Origin of the sequence: Enterobacter cloacae complex sp. ECL414 (assembly GCF_021869685.1) — a bacterium.
Lineage (GTDB): Bacteria > Pseudomonadota > Gammaproteobacteria > Enterobacterales > Enterobacteriaceae > Enterobacter > Enterobacter kobei.
In genome coordinates this window covers 487597-503433 of sequence record NZ_CP091481.1, presented here as the reverse complement: position 1 = coordinate 503433, position 15837 = coordinate 487597, and the positions used below count along the sequence as shown (strand labels likewise).

Here is a 15837-nt window from a genome sequence, read left to right as displayed (position 1 = left end):
TCCGGCCTGTGGATCGGTGCGGTGTCACCGGTTATTTCGGGAACTGATATGGGAACTATGATGGATTACGAAGAGTACTCTCCCAAAGAGCAACTACAGCTAACGGTCTGCCAGCGTCTGATCGCGGAAAAGGGCTATCTCTCTCAGGAGGAGATCCGCCGCGACTTACAGGAGCGGGGTTTTGAGACCATCAGCCAGTCCACCGTTTCACGTCTGCTCAAGTTGCTCGGTGTCATAAAAATTCGAAATGCCAAAGGGCTAAAGATTTATTCGCTGAATCCCCAGCTGCGCCCGGCTCCTGATGCCGCGCGCACCGTGTCCGAAATGGTGGTGAGCGTTGAGCACAATAGCGAATTTATCCTTATCCATACCGTTGCCGGATATGGCCGCGCGGTGGCGCGTATCCTGGATTATCACCAGTTACCGGAAATTTTAGGCGTGGTGGCCGGAAGCAGTATCGTCTGGGTCGCCCCTCGGGTGGTGAAGCGCACCGCGCTGGTGCATAAACAAATTAATTATTTACTCAGAGCGCATTAATATTCATAAAGAACCGTTTGCATTGAGTAAAGCGTGCATTAAATCGCTTGATCCGCAAAACGAGCTGCGTATAATGCCCGACAATTTGCCGGGAGGAAGCATGGTCAAGCGTGTACGACATAACGTCTTACCGCGTCTGAAATCAGACGCTGGCCTGCCGTTTTTCTTCCCGTTGCTTAATCTATTCCCAGAGCCCCTCATTTGAGGGGCTTTTTTTTGCCCGGCGTCAGGAGATAAACATGAATCCGCTTTATCAAAAACACATCATTTCCATAAACGACCTCAGCCGCGAAGAGCTGGAACTGGTTCTGGAAACCGCGGCAAAACTGAAGGCCAATCCGCAACCGGAGCTGCTGAAGCACAAGGTGATTGCGAGCTGCTTCTTTGAAGCCTCGACCCGCACCCGCCTCTCCTTTGAAACCTCCATGCACCGCCTGGGCGCGAGCGTGGTGGGCTTCTCAGACAGCAGCAACACGTCGCTGGGTAAAAAAGGCGAGACCCTGGCGGATACCATTTCAGTGATCAGCACCTACGTAGACGCGATTGTGATGCGCCACCCGCAGGAGGGCGCGGCGCGCCTGGCGACCGAGTTTTCCGGCGGCATCCCGGTACTGAACGCCGGGGACGGTGCTAACCAGCATCCGACGCAGACCCTGCTGGATCTGTTCACCATTCAGGAGACGCAGGGCACGCTGGAGAACCTGAACATCGCCATGGTCGGCGACCTGAAATATGGCCGCACCGTCCACTCCCTGACCCAGGCGCTGGCGAAATTTAACGGCAACCGCTTCTTCTTCATCGCCCCAGACGCGCTGGCGATGCCGCAGTACATTCTCGATATGCTGGACGAAAAAGGCATTGCGTGGAGCCTGCACGCCAGCATCGAAGAGGTGATGAGCCACGTGGATATTCTCTACATGACCCGCGTGCAGAAAGAGCGTCTGGATCCTTCCGAGTACGCCAACGTGAAGGCGCAGTTTGTCCTGCGCGCCAGCGACCTCGACGGCGCGCGCGACAACATGAAGGTGCTGCACCCGCTGCCGCGCATCGATGAGATCACCACAGACGTGGATAAAACGCCGCACGCCTGGTACTTCCAGCAGGCCGGGAACGGTATCTTCGCCCGCCAGGCGTTACTGGCACTGGTTCTGAATCGCGATTTAGCTCTGTAAGGGGAAACGACCATGACACACGATAACAAACTCCAGGTTGAAGCCATCAAACGTGGCACCGTGATTGACCACATCCCTGCGCAGGTGGGCTTTAAGCTGCTGACGCTGTTCAAACTGACCGAGACCGATCAGCGCATCACCATTGGCCTGAACCTGCCGTCGGGCGAGATGGGTCGCAAGGACTTGATCAAAATCGAGAATACCTTCCTGACCGACGAGCAGGTCAACCAGCTGTCGCTGTACGCACCGGATGCCACCGTCAACCGCATCGACGAGTATGAAGTGGTCGGCAAATCCCATCCTGGCCTGCCGGATCGTATTGAGAGCGTGCTGGTCTGTCCGAACAGCAACTGCATCAGTCATGCTGAGCCGGTTTCATCCAGTTTTGCAGTGAAAAAACGCGCTGATGACATCGCACTCAAATGCAAATACTGCGAAAAAGAGTTTTCTCATTATGTGGTGCTGGCCAACTAATTGAGGTTGGTAAAGGATCCCGGCCTCCCTATAATGGCCGGGAACATTTAATCAGCTGTTATTCTGGAGAAATCATGACCAAAGTACTCGCGACGGAAAATGCACCCGCGGCTATCGGCCCGTACGTTCAGGGCGTTGATCTGGGCAGCATGATCATCACCTCGGGCCAGATCCCGGTGAACCCAAAAACCGGTGAAGTGCCAGCCGACGTAGCGGCACAGGCGCGTCAGTCGCTGGAAAACGTGCAGGCTATCGTTGAATCTGCCGGTCTGAAAGTGGGCGACATCGTGAAAACGACCGTGTTCGTGAAAGATCTGAACGATTTCGCGACCGTTAACGCCACTTACGAAGCATTCTTTACCGAACACAACGCGACCTTCCCGGCGCGCTCCTGCGTTGAAGTGGCGCGTCTGCCAAAAGACGTGAAAATTGAAATCGAAGCGATCGCCGTGCGCCGCTAATCAATTTCAGGCAAACCTGGGCAGCTTCGGCTGCCTTTTTTATTTGGCTATTTTTACCTTCGTAATACGATGACGACGCGGTCCGGGAATAAATACACTCGCACACCTTTATACATTCCCGCTTCGGACAAAAATGAAAATCTCCAGAATTGCGTTGGCTATGGCCACTCTTACGGTAGCCTCTTCTGCGCTGGCACATGGCTATATCGAATCCCCTGCCAGCCGCGCTTATATGTGTAAACAGGGACAAAACATTGACTGCGGTCTGGTGGAATATGAACCCCAGAGCGTAGAACGTGCCTCCGGTTTCCCGTCAGGGAGCCTGCCGCCGGATGGCGAACTCGCCAGCGCCGGGATTGCCAACTACTCGCAGCTTGATAAGCAAAGCCAGAATGCCTGGACCAAAACGCCGATGACAGCCGGGGTACATCAGTTTGTCTGGCACCACACCGCGCCGCACAAAACCACCAACTGGCGCTATTACATCACCAAACAAAACTGGAACCCGAATAAGCCGCTGACCCGCGACCAGTTCGACTTAACGCCGTTTTGTACGGTAAACGGCAACGGACAGGCGCCCGCAATGACCCAGTCGATGAACTGTAACGTGCCGGAACGTACCGGTTATCAGGTGATTTACGGCGTGTGGGAAATTGCCGATACGCCCAACAGTTTCTATCAGGCCATCGACGTGGACTTCGGTAACGGCGGCAACGTCACGCCGGATGAAACCCCGGCCGCCGCCTCCGTCTGGAGCAAAACGCTGAGCGGCCAGGTTGCAGGTAACAACCTCAACGTGGGCGATAAAGTGATTGCTCGCTTCTTCGATGCCAACGGCGAAATCGCCTCCATGGCGACCGAGCTGACTATCGCCTCGGCTCAACAGGGAGATGCCAACCAGTGGGCCTACGATCTGGCGCAAAAAATTAACAGCGCTCATCACGACGTGCGCGTCGGCGTGAAGGATGAAAGCGGAGACGTTAGCCCGGTTCACGGCGCAAACAGCGTCTTCGTAAAAGAAGACAGTACGCTGAAGTCAGTGGCTATCTCTTATGAAGAGCAAAAAGCGGTGGTTAATGAATCCATTGCCGTGACTGACCTGCATTACAGCAAAGTGACTCACGGTGCCGCGACGGTGACATTCCACGTCAATACGCAGGGTGACGTGAACCTTGAAGCACACGTATTGAACCATCCCGGAGCGGAAAAAGGTTATCTGAAGCAGGATATGAATAACAGCAACCAGGATGTGACCATGAACCTGACAAACGTCACGCCAGGGCACCACATGCTGAAATACTACGCCACCAATAAAGCCGGCACCCTGTTCGCGCAGGACGTGCTGGATATGATGCTCGAAGGTGAAGCAACCTCCGGCGATACCGGTAAATCTGATTTTATCTTCCCGGATAACCTTGCCTCTTATAAGGCGGGCACCGTGGTGTTGCAGCCCAAAGACGGTAAGACCTACGAGTGCAAGCCATTCCCGTACAGTGGGTACTGCAAGCAGTACAGTTCGACCTCTACCCAGTTCGAGCCCGGCGTGGGTTCAGACTGGAAAGAGGCGTGGGTGTTGAAGAACTGAGTTGCCTTTACGCCCGGCGGCACTTCGTTTGCCGGGCCTACATGTCACGTAGGCCCGGTAAGCGTAGCGCCACCGGGCGCTTATGTTACTGGTTTCGCGTCGCCCTGAGCAGCGTCTCCAGCGGATACACCGTAGCAATCACCACTTCGTCCTGCACCTTCGCCGCGTTATCCAGCTCGCGTTGAATCGAGGCGATTTCTTTGTCATCCAGCGTGCCCTGTCGCGCCACCAGATCCGTCAGCCTCAGGCCAATTGCGGCAAGCTTATCCACCTCCAGGATCACCGGTTTAATCGCCTTCAGCTGATAGCTGTTTTCGCTCAGCGCCAGCGCGTCGCTGGTGTTGCTCTGCCAGCGATTAAAGACGTGGCGCAGCGCGTCGGCGCTTTCCGTGTCTTCCGCATCGCTCACCAGACGGTCCGCCCATTTGTTCATCTGACGCACGGTGATGCTTTCCGCATTCAGCGCATCCGCGAGGCGGTTAAGCGGCTCAAACTGGTGATAGTTTCCCGCCTGGAACTTGAGGTGCTGACGGGTGTAATACTGGGCCGGTTCAAGCGCCTGCGCGAGGATTTGCAGCGGCAACGTGTCGGCATTATTCGCGAGCCGCGTGAATTGCACCTGCTGCTGGGTATGCTGCTGCAGGCCAACCGACACCGTCGTCCAGCTGTCCATCGCCTGCAGGCGGGTATACATGTTGTCGACATCATTGACGTCCTGCGCGGACCATAACCGCTCCGCCACCGCAAACGTCCGCGGCCACAGGCGGATATCCAGCACCGGTGCGACCACGTTTTCCGCCCACAGCGCGGCTTCTCCGCCGAGCAAATTAGCCTGATTCGCCACGTCCGGCACTACCGGTGGGATCCCTTTCGGCACCTCGTCCAGACGGGTACCGCTAATCGGATAGCGGGTATTGCCCACCAGGAAGTAACCGGTGAGCTTGTCGTTATCGACCCAGACGACCGGGCGCGTTTCGCCCATCCAGGTGTCAACGGTAAACGTCACCTGATTGTCGTCGCGCCACGCAATATCCTGCACCGCACGGCGGGATTTCCCGGCAAAATCAATAAAACCGCGCCAGCCGGCGTCCCCTTTCACCAGGGTAAAACTCCCCTCGACCGGCTTGCCTTTCAGACGCGGCATGGAGAAGGCCCAGCTCTGGGCGCTGTCGGTGTCTGCTATCACGTCCACGCCATTCAGCCCCTGAGGAACGATTTCATTGCGGTAGTGATAGGCGGTGGACTGGGGTTGATCGAGGTAGAAACCGGTCGAAAGAATACCCTTGTAGCCGGTTTGCGCCACCTTACCCAGCGCGTCCTGCCCCTGCCAGGACTGGATCAGAATGCTTTTCGGTAAGTCAGGATGATAGATCTCATCCCAGCCGACCATCTGCCGATGATGTTTCTCGAGGATCGTCTCCAGCTTGCGGTTGAAATAGGCCTGCAGCGCGTGGCTGTCCGACAGCGTGTGGTCGCGCATGAACGTCTGGATCGCGGCGTTCGCTTTCCACTGGCTGTCGTCCACCTCATCCCCGCCGATGTGCAGATACGGATCCGGGAAGATCGCCGCCAGTTCGCTGACCATCGCGTCAGCAAAGGCGTATGTGGCCTCTTTGGTCGGATCAAGCACCGGCTTCAGCACGCCCCAGTTGCGCTCCATTTTGTAGGGCCCCGGCGCGCTCATCAGCTCCGGGTAGGCCACAGCAATCGCCGAGGCGTGGCCCGGCATGTCGATCTCCGGCACCACGCGGATGCCGCGCTCGGTGGCATAGCGAACAATCTCGCGCATCTGCTCAGGGGTATAGAACAGCCCGTCGCTGGCAAGCTGCGTCAGCTTCGGGTAACGCTTCGAGCTGAAGCGCCAGCCCTGATCGTCGGTTAAGTGCCAGTGCAGGACGTTAAGCTTTGCGGCCGCCATGCCGTCAATCTGGCGTTTGATATCCACGATGGGAATGAAATGGCGCGCCGAGTCGAGCAGCAGCCCGCGCCACGGGAAGCGCGGCGCGTCTTCAATGGTCACCCACGGCAGCGACGTGTTTTCCGCGCCGTTTTGCACCAGCTGAAGCAGCGTTTCCATCGCCCGCAGCGCGCCGAAGCGGGTGTTGGCGGAGATATTCACGCCGTTGGCATCCACCGTGAGCTTATAGCTTTCATCGCTGTCCGGCAGCGGCTGCGGCTTCACCTTTTTGGCGATGGCGATGCGAATGGTCGGTTTGTCCGGTAGCTCAGCCTGCGGCTGTAGCGTCCAGCCGGTTTGCAGGGCGATACGCTGACGCAGGCGGTTGACCGCGTCGCCAAGATCGTCGCCGCTGACGGTCACGGAAAGTTGGCTGGTGAGCACCAGTGCGCCCTGCGTGGTCGGGCGTTCCACCTTCGCAGGCCAGGGCATTAACGGGAGATCCCCTGCCGGGGCGGCAAAGGCAGAGGCGCCGAGCAGCAGCCCGGCGGTTAAGAGACTGTACCGTAACATGAATGTTCCTTATCTGACGGGCCAAAAAAGGCAAAACATTCTGTTAACATGCGTACAAATTGTCGTCAAGCGAATGCGCCGACGGCGATCACAGGTTGTTGAATTTGGGAAGAAAGCTATTGCCCGGTGGCGCTGCGCTTACCGGGCCTACGTGACGGGAGTAGGCCGGGTAAGGCGAAGCCGCCACCCGGCAAAAAATCACTGCCATCCATACCGACGCGCATAAAACCCTTTCACCATCTGCGTCAGCACCATGTAGCCCGCGAGGATCGCCACCAGCCACGGGAAGTAGCTCAGCGGCAGCGCCTGAAGCTGCAGGTAACTTGCCAGCGGCGAGAACGGCAGCGCGATGCCGAGCGCCATCACAATGCCCGTCATCACAATCAGCGGCCATGCGGCACGGCTCTGGATGAACGGAATGCGGCGCGTGCGGATCATATGCACAATCAGCGTTTGCGACAGCAGACCCACCACGAACCAGCCGGACTGGAACAACGTCTGATGTTCCGGCGTGTTGGCATGGAACACAAACCACATCAGGCAGAAGGTCAGGATGTCGAAGATGGAGCTGATCGGCCCAAAGAACAGCATAAAGCGCCCCAGATCGGACGGGTTCCAGCGCTGTGGCTTCTGGATCTGCTCGTCGTCGACGTTATCAAACGGGATCGCTACCTGGGACACGTCGTACATCAGGTTCTGGATCAGCAGGTGCAGCGGCAGCATCGGCAGGAACGGCAGAAACGCGCTGGCCACCAGGACGCTGAACACGTTACCGAAGTTGGAGCTGGCGGTCATTTTGATGTACTTGAGCATGTTGGCGAAGGTGCGACGCCCTTCGATAACGCCCTCCTCCAGCACCATCAGGCTTTTTTCCAGCAGGATAATATCCGCCGCTTCGCGGGCGATATCCACCGCGCCGTCCACGGAGATGCCAATATCCGCGGCACGCAGGGCGGGCGCATCGTTGATGCCGTCGCCCATAAAGCCCACAACGTGCCCTTCACGACGCAGCAGGGTAACAATGCGCTCTTTGTGCATCGGTGTCAGGCGGGCAAACAGCGTGGTGTGCTGCGCCAGTTTCGCCAGCTCGTCGTCGGACAGGTGCTCAATGTCGCTGCCCACGACCACATCGCCCGCATCCAGCCCTACTTCGTGACACACTTTCGCGGCCACCAGCTCGCTGTCGCCGGTGAGGATTTTAACGGTGATACCGCTCGCCTTCAGCGCTTTGAGCGCAGGCGCGGTGGTCTCTTTCGGCGGATCGAGGAATGCGATGTAACCCTCGAGGATCAAATCGGATTCGTCGATACGCTGATAGTCCCCCTCGCGCGCGGGCAGAAACTTGCTCGCCACCGCCACCACGCGCAGCCCCTGACGGTTCAGGTTGTCGGTAACGCGCTTGATGCGGCGCAGCATGGTGTCGTCCAGCGGCACGATCTCACCGTTATGGCGCACCTGCGTCGACACATTCAGGATCTCCTGCAGCGCGCCTTTGCAGATCAGCTGGTGCACGTCCGGCTGCTCGCTCACCACCACCGACATGCGGCGGCGCTCGAAATCAAACGGGATCTCATCCACCTTCTGCCAGCGACCGGAGAGCGTGCGGGCGGCTTCCTCATCGACCCCTTCCAGCACCGCCACGTCTAGCAGGTTCTTCAGCCCGGTCTGGTAATGGCTGTTCAGCCACGCGCTGTGCAGCACGCGTTCGCTGGTTTTACCGGCGATATCGGTGTGGTTCTCCAGCACGATTTTATCCTGCGTCAGGGTGCCGGTTTTGTCGGTGCAGAGAATGTCCATCGCGCCAAAGTTCTGGATAGCGTCGAGGTGCTTGACGATCACTTTCTGTTTCGAGAGCTTCACCGCCCCACGCGCCAGCGTGGAGGTGACAATCATCGGCAGCATTTCCGGCGTTAAGCCAACGGCCACGGAGAGGGCAAACAGCGCCGCCTCCCACCAGTCGCCCTTGGTGTAGCCGTTGATCAACAGCACAATCGGCGTCATCACCATCATAAAGCGGATCAGCAGCATGCTGACGCGGCCAATCCCTTTCTGGAAGGCATTCGGCTCGCTCTCCTGCTCGCTGACGCGTCCGGCAAGCTGACCAAACCAGGTGTTGCCCCCGGTCGCGGTGACAATCGCCTGCGCCGTACCGCTGACGACCGTGGTTCCCATAAAGCACAGGGTGTCGCACTCAAGCGGGTTCATCTGCTGCGGATCACGGCTGCGCGCCACCTTTTCAACGGGCAGGGATTCCCCGGTCAGGGAGGCCTGGGCGACAAACAGATCCCGCGCCTGAATGATGCGTAAATCCGCCGGGATCATGTCCCCCGCGGCCAGCTTCACCAGGTCACCCGGCACCAGCTGGTCAATGGGCAGCTCCACCCAGGCGTTTTCGCCGAGGTCGTTAATCACGCGCGAGACGGTCGCGGTGTTGCTGACCATCGCTTTCAGGGCGTCCGCCGCTTTGGTGGAGCGGGCTTCCTGAATAAAGTTCAGCAGCGTGGAAATCCCCACCATCAGGGCAATCACCCCTGCGGCAAAGAGATCTTCCGTCGCGTAGGAGATGATGCCGAGCACGGTCAGCAGCAGGTTGAAGGGGTTGCGGTAGCAGAGCCACAAGTGCACCCACCACGGAGACGGTTTTTGCGCCGGAATTTGGTTATCGCCGTGCACGGCGCGGATTTTGTCCACTTCCGTCGCGTTCAGCCCTTCCGGGTGGCCGCCAAAGGCGCGCCAGACTTCGTTCTCATCCATTGCCGCCACGTTCAGGCAGCGTTCGGTCAGGGAAGCGGGAATCGCTGCACCCGCGATGTTTTTTGCATTGGGCAGCGGGTCGCGCTGAATAAGACGATGTGGCAGGTGGCGGCTCAGCAGGGCCTGCAGCTGCCGGGTGATATTTTTAAACATAGTCATTCCTCCGCATCCGCAACGGCGGACGCAGCATTCCCTTCAGGCGTGGCAAAGCCGTACCTGTCAGGCACTCAATTTTTCAAGCAGGAACGTTTGGGACGTTGCTGCCTCACATCACCGGTGAGACAGCAAAAGCTGGCTTACCGGAAAGAACGTGTTCTCCCGTTCAGGAGAGGTGTGGGATCGGGATCCATGGAGCCTCCGGTAAGTAAAAACAGGGTGTCGCCGCGCAGTATAAGGATTTAAGCGTACCCTTTGTGACGATTCGGGCGGTATTATACCCCCCTGCAAATAAACCGAACGTAAACCAGACTTTGCCCATAGCGAAATCGCGCTATAGCATTAGGCTCAATTGATCATTTTGTCGTTGTTACAGGGAAAACAGCATGCAGAACCGCCTTACCATTAAAGACATCGCGCGTTTAAGCGGCGTGGGGAAATCGACCGTCTCACGGGTGCTGAATAACGAAAGCGGTGTCAGCGAACGCACCCGCGAGCGCGTCGAGGCGGTGATGAATCAGCACGGCTTTTCCCCTTCCCGCTCCGCGCGCGCTATGCGCGGGCAGAGTGACAAAGTGGTCGCGATTATTGTCTCTCGTCTGGATTCGCTCTCGGAGAACCTTGCCGTGCAGACCATGTTGCCCGCCTTTTACGAGCAGGGATATGACCCCATCATGATGGAGAGCCAGTTCTCGCCGCAGCTGGTTGAAGAGCATCTGGGCATGCTCCAGCGACGCAACATTGACGGCGTGGTGCTGTTCGGCTTTACCGGCATTAAAGACGAGATGCTAAAACCCTGGCAGCCCTCACTGGTCATGATGGCGCGCGACGCCCACGGTTTTGCCTCTGTCTGTTATGACGACGAGGGGGCGATTATCACCCTGATGCAGCGTCTGTACGATAAAGGCCATCGCCATATCAGCTTCCTCGGCGTACCCCACACCGACGTCACCACCGGCAAGCGTCGCCATGAGGCCTATCTGGCGTTTTGCAAAAAGCACAACCTCCCGGCCGTCGCCTCCCTGCCGGGTCTGGGCATGAAGCAAGGCTACGAGCAGGTCGTCAGTGTCCTGACCCCGCAGACAACCGCGCTGGTGTGCGCCACGGATACGCTGGCGCTGGGAGCCAGCAAATACCTTCAGGAGCAGCGCATCGACAGCCTGCAGGTGGCGAGCGTCGGCAGCACGCCGCTGATGAAGTTTCTGCACCCGGAGATCATCACCGTCGATCCGGGTTATGCCGAGTCCGGCAGACAGGCCGCCGCGCAGCTGATCGAGCAGATCAACGGGCGGAGCGAGCCGCGGCAGATCGTTATTCCCGCTCATCTTTCATAGCCCCTCTGAAGCGTTTATTGTGATCTTCGCCCGATTTCGGGAACGTTCCCATTTTCGCCGTCACGCTGAAAGAGTAGGCTTGCGCTCAGGTCATTACACCCCTCACCATCTGTCATGAGGTTTCATGATGAGTAAAGTCAAACAAGCAGATATTGATCAGCTGATCGTCCTGGTCGGCGGCCGCGAAAACATCGCAACCGTTAGCCATTGCATTACCCGCCTGCGCTTCGTGCTGAACGATCCGGCAAAAGCGAACCCGAAGGCGATTGAAGAACTCAAAATGGTTAAAGGCTGCTTCACCAACGCCGGGCAGTTCCAGGTGGTCATTGGTACCGAAGTGGGCGATTACTATCAGGCTCTGCTGGCAACCACCGGGCACAGCTCGGCGGATAAAGAGCAGGCCAAGAAGGCTGCACGCCAGAATATGAAGTGGCACGAGCAGCTGATTTCCCACTTCGCGGAGATCTTCTTCCCGCTGCTGCCGGCGCTGATCAGCGGGGGCTTAATTCTCGGTTTCCGTAACGTCATCGGTGATGTGCCGATGAGCGACGGCAAAACGCTGGCGCAGATGTATCCGGCGCTGAAAACCGTTTACGACTTCCTGTGGCTGATTGGTGAAGCGATCTTCTTCTACCTGCCGGTCGGGATTTGCTGGTCCGCGGTGCGCAAAATGGGCGGTACGCCGATTCTCGGTATCGTGCTGGGCGTCACGCTGGTCTCTCCGCAGTTAATGAACGCTTACTTACTTGGTCAGCAGGTGCCTGAAGTGTGGAACTTCGGTCTGTTCACCATCGCCAAAGTGGGCTATCAGGCGCAGGTCATCCCGGCCCTGCTGGCGGGGCTGATGCTGGGCTTTATTGAGACACGCCTGAAGCGCATCGTGCCGGATTATCTCTATCTGGTGGTCGTTCCGGTCTGCTCGCTGATTCTGGCCGTCTTCCTGGCACATGCGTTTATCGGTCCGTTTGGCCGCATGATCGGCGACGGCGTGGCCTTCGCGGTGCGCCACCTGATGACCGGCAGCTTCGCACCGATTGGCGCCGCGCTGTTTGGCTTCCTGTACGCCCCGCTGGTGATTACCGGTGTACACCAGACCACGCTGGCCATTGATATGCAGATGATCCAGAGCCTCGGCGGCACGCCGGTCTGGCCGATTATCGCCCTGTCTAACATTGCGCAGGCGTCTGCGGTGACCGGCATCATCATCGTCAGCCGTAAGCACAACGAGCGCGAGATCTCCGTTCCGGCCGCGATCTCTGCCTACCTCGGCGTCACCGAACCGGCGATGTACGGTATCAACCTGAAATACCGCTTCCCGATGCTCTGCGCGATGATCGGTTCCGGTCTGGCAGGCCTGGTGTGTGGTCTGAACGGCGTGATGGCGAACGGGATTGGCGTGGGCGGTCTGCCGGGCATTCTCTCCATCCAGCCCGCTTACTGGCAGGTGTTTGCCCTGGCAATGGCGATTGCGATTATCGTCCCAATGGCGCTCACCACCGTGGTTTATCAGCGTAAGTTCCGTCAGGGCGCGCTGCAGATTGTTTAACTTCATCTTTCGGGGCGCAGTTGCGCCCCTTCGCATTTGCAGGAACGCATTATGAATACCCTTCCTCACTGGTGGCAGAACGGCGTCATCTATCAGATCTATCCAAAGAGTTTTCAGGACACGACCGGCAGTGGCACCGGCGATTTACGCGGCGTGACCGCGCGGCTGGACTACCTGAAAACCCTCGGCATTGACGCCATCTGGCTGACGCCGTTTTATATCTCGCCGCAGGTGGATAACGGCTATGACGTGGCGAATTACATCGCCATCGACCCGGCGTACGGTACGCTGGATGATTTTGACGAACTGGTCGCCGGGGCGCATCAACGCGGTATTCGCATCGTGCTGGACATGGTGTTCAACCACACGTCAACCCAGCACGCCTGGTTCCGGGAATCACTGAATAAGGAAAGCCCGTACCGCCAGTTCTACATCTGGCGCGACGGTACGCCGGAGCAACTGCCTAACAACTGGCGCTCCAAGTTTGGCGGCAACGCCTGGCGCTGGCACGCCGAGAGCGAGCAGTATTACCTGCACCTCTTCGCGCCGGAGCAGGCGGATCTCAACTGGGAAAACCCGGAGGTGCGCGCCGAGCTGAAAAAGGTATGCGAGTTCTGGGCCGATCGCGGCGTGGACGGCTTACGTCTGGACGTCATTAACCTGATTTCAAAAGATCAGGATTTCCCGAATGACGAAACGGGCGACGGTCGCCGCTTCTACACGGACGGGCCGCGCATCCACGAATATCTGCAGGAGATGAGCCGCGACGTCTTTACCCCGCGAAACCTGATGACGGTGGGCGAAATGTCCTCGACCTCGCTGGAGAATTGCCAGCAGTATGCCTCGCTCGACGGGCGCGAGCTGTCGATGACCTTTAACTTCCATCACCTGAAGGTGGATTACCCGGGCGGTGAAAAATGGACGAAGGCGAAACCGGACTTTGTCGCGCTGAAAACCCTCTTCCGCCACTGGCAGCAGGGGATGCACAACAAAGCCTGGAACGCGCTGTTCTGGTGTAACCACGATCAGCCGCGCATCGTTTCACGCTTTGGCGACGAAGGGGAACATCGCGTGGCCGCAGCGAAAATGCTGGGCATGGTGCTGCACGGTATGCAGGGCACGCCGTACATTTATCAGGGCGAGGAGCTGGGGATGACCAATCCGCACTTCAGCCGCATCACCGATTATCGCGACGTGGAAAGCCTGAATATGTTCGCCGAAATGCGGGCAAACGGTCGCGCTCCTGACGAACTGCTGGCGATTCTGGCAAGCAAATCCCGCGATAACGGCCGCACGCCGATGCAGTGGGACGCCTCGCACAATGCCGGCTTTAGCGAGGGCGAGCCGTGGATTGGCGTCTGCGATAACTACGAAACCGTGAACGCCCGCGCGGCACTGGACGACCAGGACTCGGTGTTTTACACCTACCAGTCGCTGATTCGCCTGCGCAAAACGCTGCCGCTGCTCACGTGGGGCGACTACGAGGATCTGCTCCCGGACCATCCTTCCCTGTGGTGTTATCGCCGTCAGTGGCAGGGGCAGACGCTGAAGGTGGTGGCGAACCTGAGCCGCGAGCGTCAGCAGTGGCAACCGGAGCCGGTACAGGGCGCATGGCGGGTCGCACTCAGCAACTATGATGATGTCCCCACCCGTCCCGACACGCTGCTCTTGCGCCCGTTTGAAGCTATCTGGTGGGTGCAGGAATAACTATCAGGAGATACAGCATGCTGTATCTCTTTTTTTTATGTTTAGCGATACGCTAAATGTACGACGATAACTTTTACATCGTGGCGTGCCGAAAATAAAAATAGCCCTGCCAATCAAATAACCTCGGCAGGACATTATGAAAAAGAGAATTATTAAAGCAACGTGTATTAGCGCACTATTATTAAGCACACAGGGATGGTGCGGAAATACATCCGTCGACCTTCGTTTTGGTCACAACACAAACTCAGACGTCAATGATTCCCGTATTAAGGTCATGCATCAGGCGGAGAATGGTTTTTACTTCTCCGTTGAAGCCGCACAAAACCACAATGATACCTTTTTTGGCGATACCGACCGATATAACCCAGACGAAAAAGGCTTAACGGAGGCGGCACAAGAGATTGAAACGCGCTGGCGCTTCGATCTTGGAAACGGCTTTGCCGTAGCGCCGGGCATGGTGACGGTTTTCACCGCCAGCAATACCCATTACCGCCCCTTCATTCAGGGCTGGAAAGCGTTCGATAACGGTCTGAATCTCGCCGCCCGTTATCGCTATAACACCGTCAATGACGCGCACAGCGACAAAGAACTCGACGGCAGCGGGTATACCCGCCGCCAGTCACACCAGTTCGACATTTGGTTCGCGTATAACATTGGCAAATTCGGGATGTCCTACAACCCACGCTTCCGCTGGCAGGATGGTGTCGATCAGGGAACCGGGGATGATACCTACTGGGAACATACCGTCGCCTTCAACTACAAGCTCGACGATGGCTGGACGCCTTACGTCGAACTGGTTTCACTGGATAAAACCTATATCAACGATGACGGCAACCATGAAAATGATTATGCCGTCCGTCTGGGGATAGTGAAGCAGCTCTGATGACCTGACTACACCGTATCGTGCTGCAGCAGCCTGCAGCCGATACGGTCTACCGCACTTAACAGTTCCAGCTGCCCTTCCCGCTGATATAACGATACCGCGTTGATATCAATCAACAACGGCCAGCATAAAGAAGAGAGTGCGGCCAGAGTAGACCCCTCGCGCGTGATCGCAATAATCTTTAATCCTTTGCGCAGCGCGTTACGCGCCATTTCAATTAACGACTGCGTCTCTCCGGATTTACTGATCAACACCAGCGTTCCCTTCGATACCCGCGTCAGCTGATGCATATCGTTGAGAATAAGGTGCGGCAGGCTCGCCAGAGATAAAAAACGCGACAGGTAGTTGAGGCTGGTGAGTGATGCGCCCCGTGCATAGAGAAAAATATGGCTGGATTGGGTCAGCAACCTGGACATCTCCACCACGATTTCCTCCGCCTGCGGCCCCACGTCAGGGTTTACAGGCGCAGGGGTAAAATGATCGCGTAAAAAACGATACCGAAGCTCGGTATAACTTTTATACCCCATTTTCTTACACACGCGATTAACGGAGGTTGTCGTGGTAAAGTATCACGGGCAATCTCTTTTGCCGATATACCAGAAATATGAGTAGCGTGATGCTGAATGTATTCAAATATCAAACGCTCACTTCCCTGAAATGAATTCATATATTACACCCTGTTTAATCCTGGCATGATTTTACCACAGCCGAAAAATATCCTCTGGAAGGCGCTTCACATATTGCAAGCCCGCGTATGA

The 15837-nt window shown here is 57.3% G+C and carries 12 protein-coding genes and 2 pseudogenes; 10 read left to right on the top strand and 4 right to left on the bottom strand.

Going from position 1 to position 15837, the window contains the following annotated elements; translation table 11 throughout:
* Positions 1-57 precede the first annotated feature (57 nt).
* Positions 58-537, top strand: a complete 480-nt coding sequence (locus L3068_RS02360) for an arginine repressor (RefSeq protein WP_045134438.1) — start codon at positions 58-60, stop codon at positions 535-537.
* Between the two features lie 3 nt (positions 538-540).
* On the opposite strand, the pseudogene L3068_RS02355 reads toward L3068_RS02360, so the two are convergent.
* Positions 541-658, bottom strand: a pseudogene (locus L3068_RS02355) (hypothetical protein).
* On the opposite strand from L3068_RS02355, the gene L3068_RS02350 reads away from it, so the two are divergent.
* The 5 genes from L3068_RS02350 to gbpA all read left to right on the top strand — a co-directional run bounded on the left by L3068_RS02350 (position 638) and on the right by gbpA (position 4229).
* Positions 638-742, top strand: coding sequence for a pyrBI operon leader peptide (locus L3068_RS02350; RefSeq protein WP_022646880.1), 105 nt, complete (start codon positions 638-640; stop codon positions 740-742). The pseudogene L3068_RS02355 and the gene L3068_RS02350 overlap by 21 nt on opposite strands.
* 34 nt (positions 743-776) lie before the next feature.
* Positions 777-1709, top strand: coding sequence for an aspartate carbamoyltransferase (gene pyrB, locus L3068_RS02345; protein ID WP_014882307.1), 933 nt, complete (start codon positions 777-779; stop codon positions 1707-1709).
* Positions 1710-1721: 12 nt separating this feature from the next.
* A complete protein-coding gene (gene pyrI / locus L3068_RS02340; RefSeq protein ID WP_014882306.1) occupies positions 1722-2183 on the top strand; it encodes an aspartate carbamoyltransferase regulatory subunit in 462 nt (153 codons plus the stop codon).
* A gap of 74 nt (positions 2184-2257) precedes the next feature.
* Entirely contained in the window at positions 2258-2644 is a 387-nt protein-coding gene (gene ridA / locus L3068_RS02335) for a 2-iminobutanoate/2-iminopropanoate deaminase (protein ID WP_014882305.1), read from the top strand.
* Between the two features lie 133 nt (positions 2645-2777).
* Positions 2778-4229: an N-acetylglucosamine-binding protein GbpA gene (gene gbpA / locus L3068_RS02330; protein WP_117581634.1), complete on the top strand. Its 1452-nt coding sequence runs from the start codon at positions 2778-2780 to the stop codon at positions 4227-4229.
* An 85-nt stretch (positions 4230-4314) separates the two neighbouring features.
* Here the strand turns inward: gbpA and L3068_RS02325 are convergent, their stop codons facing one another.
* Entirely contained in the window at positions 4315-6699 is a 2385-nt protein-coding gene (locus L3068_RS02325) for a beta-N-acetylhexosaminidase (RefSeq protein ID WP_117581632.1), read from the bottom strand.
* Positions 6700-6897: 198 nt separating this feature from the next.
* Complete coding sequence (gene mgtA / locus L3068_RS02320) at positions 6898-9606, bottom strand: magnesium-translocating P-type ATPase (RefSeq protein ID WP_047625552.1); 2709 nt, start codon at positions 9604-9606, stop codon at positions 6898-6900.
* A gap of 389 nt (positions 9607-9995) precedes the next feature.
* Here mgtA and treR point away from each other — a divergent pair, with 389 nt between their 5' ends.
* From treR to L3068_RS02300, 4 genes are all read left to right on the top strand, one after another.
* Positions 9996-10943 carry a trehalose operon repressor TreR gene (gene treR / locus L3068_RS02315; protein ID WP_117581630.1) on the top strand — a complete coding sequence of 316 codons (948 nt, stop codon included), beginning with the start codon at positions 9996-9998 and terminating at the stop codon, positions 10941-10943.
* Positions 10944-11070: 127 nt separating this feature from the next.
* Positions 11071-12489, top strand: a complete 1419-nt coding sequence (treB, locus tag L3068_RS02310; RefSeq protein WP_014882300.1) for a PTS trehalose transporter subunit IIBC — start codon at positions 11071-11073, stop codon at positions 12487-12489.
* A 51-nt stretch (positions 12490-12540) separates the two neighbouring features.
* Positions 12541-14196, top strand: coding sequence for an alpha,alpha-phosphotrehalase (gene treC / locus L3068_RS02305; protein ID WP_117581628.1), 1656 nt, complete (start codon positions 12541-12543; stop codon positions 14194-14196).
* A gap of 136 nt (positions 14197-14332) precedes the next feature.
* Positions 14333-15079: an oligogalacturonate-specific porin KdgM family protein gene (locus tag L3068_RS02300; protein WP_023331894.1), complete on the top strand. Its 747-nt coding sequence runs from the start codon at positions 14333-14335 to the stop codon at positions 15077-15079.
* Between the two features lie 8 nt (positions 15080-15087).
* Here the strand turns inward: L3068_RS02300 and L3068_RS02295 are convergent.
* Positions 15088-15746 (bottom strand): annotated as a pseudogene (locus tag L3068_RS02295) (MurR/RpiR family transcriptional regulator).
* Positions 15747-15837: the final 91 nt, after the last annotated feature.

What these genes read in the sequence shown, in the direction of transcription:
- L3068_RS02360 (WP_045134438.1), top strand. Translation starts at nt 58, where the DNA reads ATGATGGATTACGAAGAGTACTCTCCCAAAGAGCAACTACAGCTAACG.
- L3068_RS02350 (WP_022646880.1), top strand. Translation starts at nt 638, where the DNA reads ATGGTCAAGCGTGTACGACATAACGTCTTACCGCGTCTGAAATCAGAC.
- pyrB (WP_014882307.1), top strand. Translation starts at nt 777, where the DNA reads ATGAATCCGCTTTATCAAAAACACATCATTTCCATAAACGACCTCAGC.
- pyrI (WP_014882306.1), top strand. Translation starts at nt 1,722, where the DNA reads ATGACACACGATAACAAACTCCAGGTTGAAGCCATCAAACGTGGCACC.
- ridA (WP_014882305.1), top strand. Translation starts at nt 2,258, where the DNA reads ATGACCAAAGTACTCGCGACGGAAAATGCACCCGCGGCTATCGGCCCG.
- gbpA (WP_117581634.1), top strand. Translation starts at nt 2,778, where the DNA reads ATGAAAATCTCCAGAATTGCGTTGGCTATGGCCACTCTTACGGTAGCC.
- L3068_RS02325 (WP_117581632.1), bottom strand. Translation starts at nt 6,699, where the DNA reads ATGTTACGGTACAGTCTCTTAACCGCCGGGCTGCTGCTCGGCGCCTCT.
- mgtA (WP_047625552.1), bottom strand. Translation starts at nt 9,606, where the DNA reads ATGTTTAAAAATATCACCCGGCAGCTGCAGGCCCTGCTGAGCCGCCAC.
- treR (WP_117581630.1), top strand. Translation starts at nt 9,996, where the DNA reads ATGCAGAACCGCCTTACCATTAAAGACATCGCGCGTTTAAGCGGCGTG.
- treB (WP_014882300.1), top strand. Translation starts at nt 11,071, where the DNA reads ATGAGTAAAGTCAAACAAGCAGATATTGATCAGCTGATCGTCCTGGTC.
- treC (WP_117581628.1), top strand. Translation starts at nt 12,541, where the DNA reads ATGAATACCCTTCCTCACTGGTGGCAGAACGGCGTCATCTATCAGATC.
- L3068_RS02300 (WP_023331894.1), top strand. Translation starts at nt 14,333, where the DNA reads ATGAAAAAGAGAATTATTAAAGCAACGTGTATTAGCGCACTATTATTA.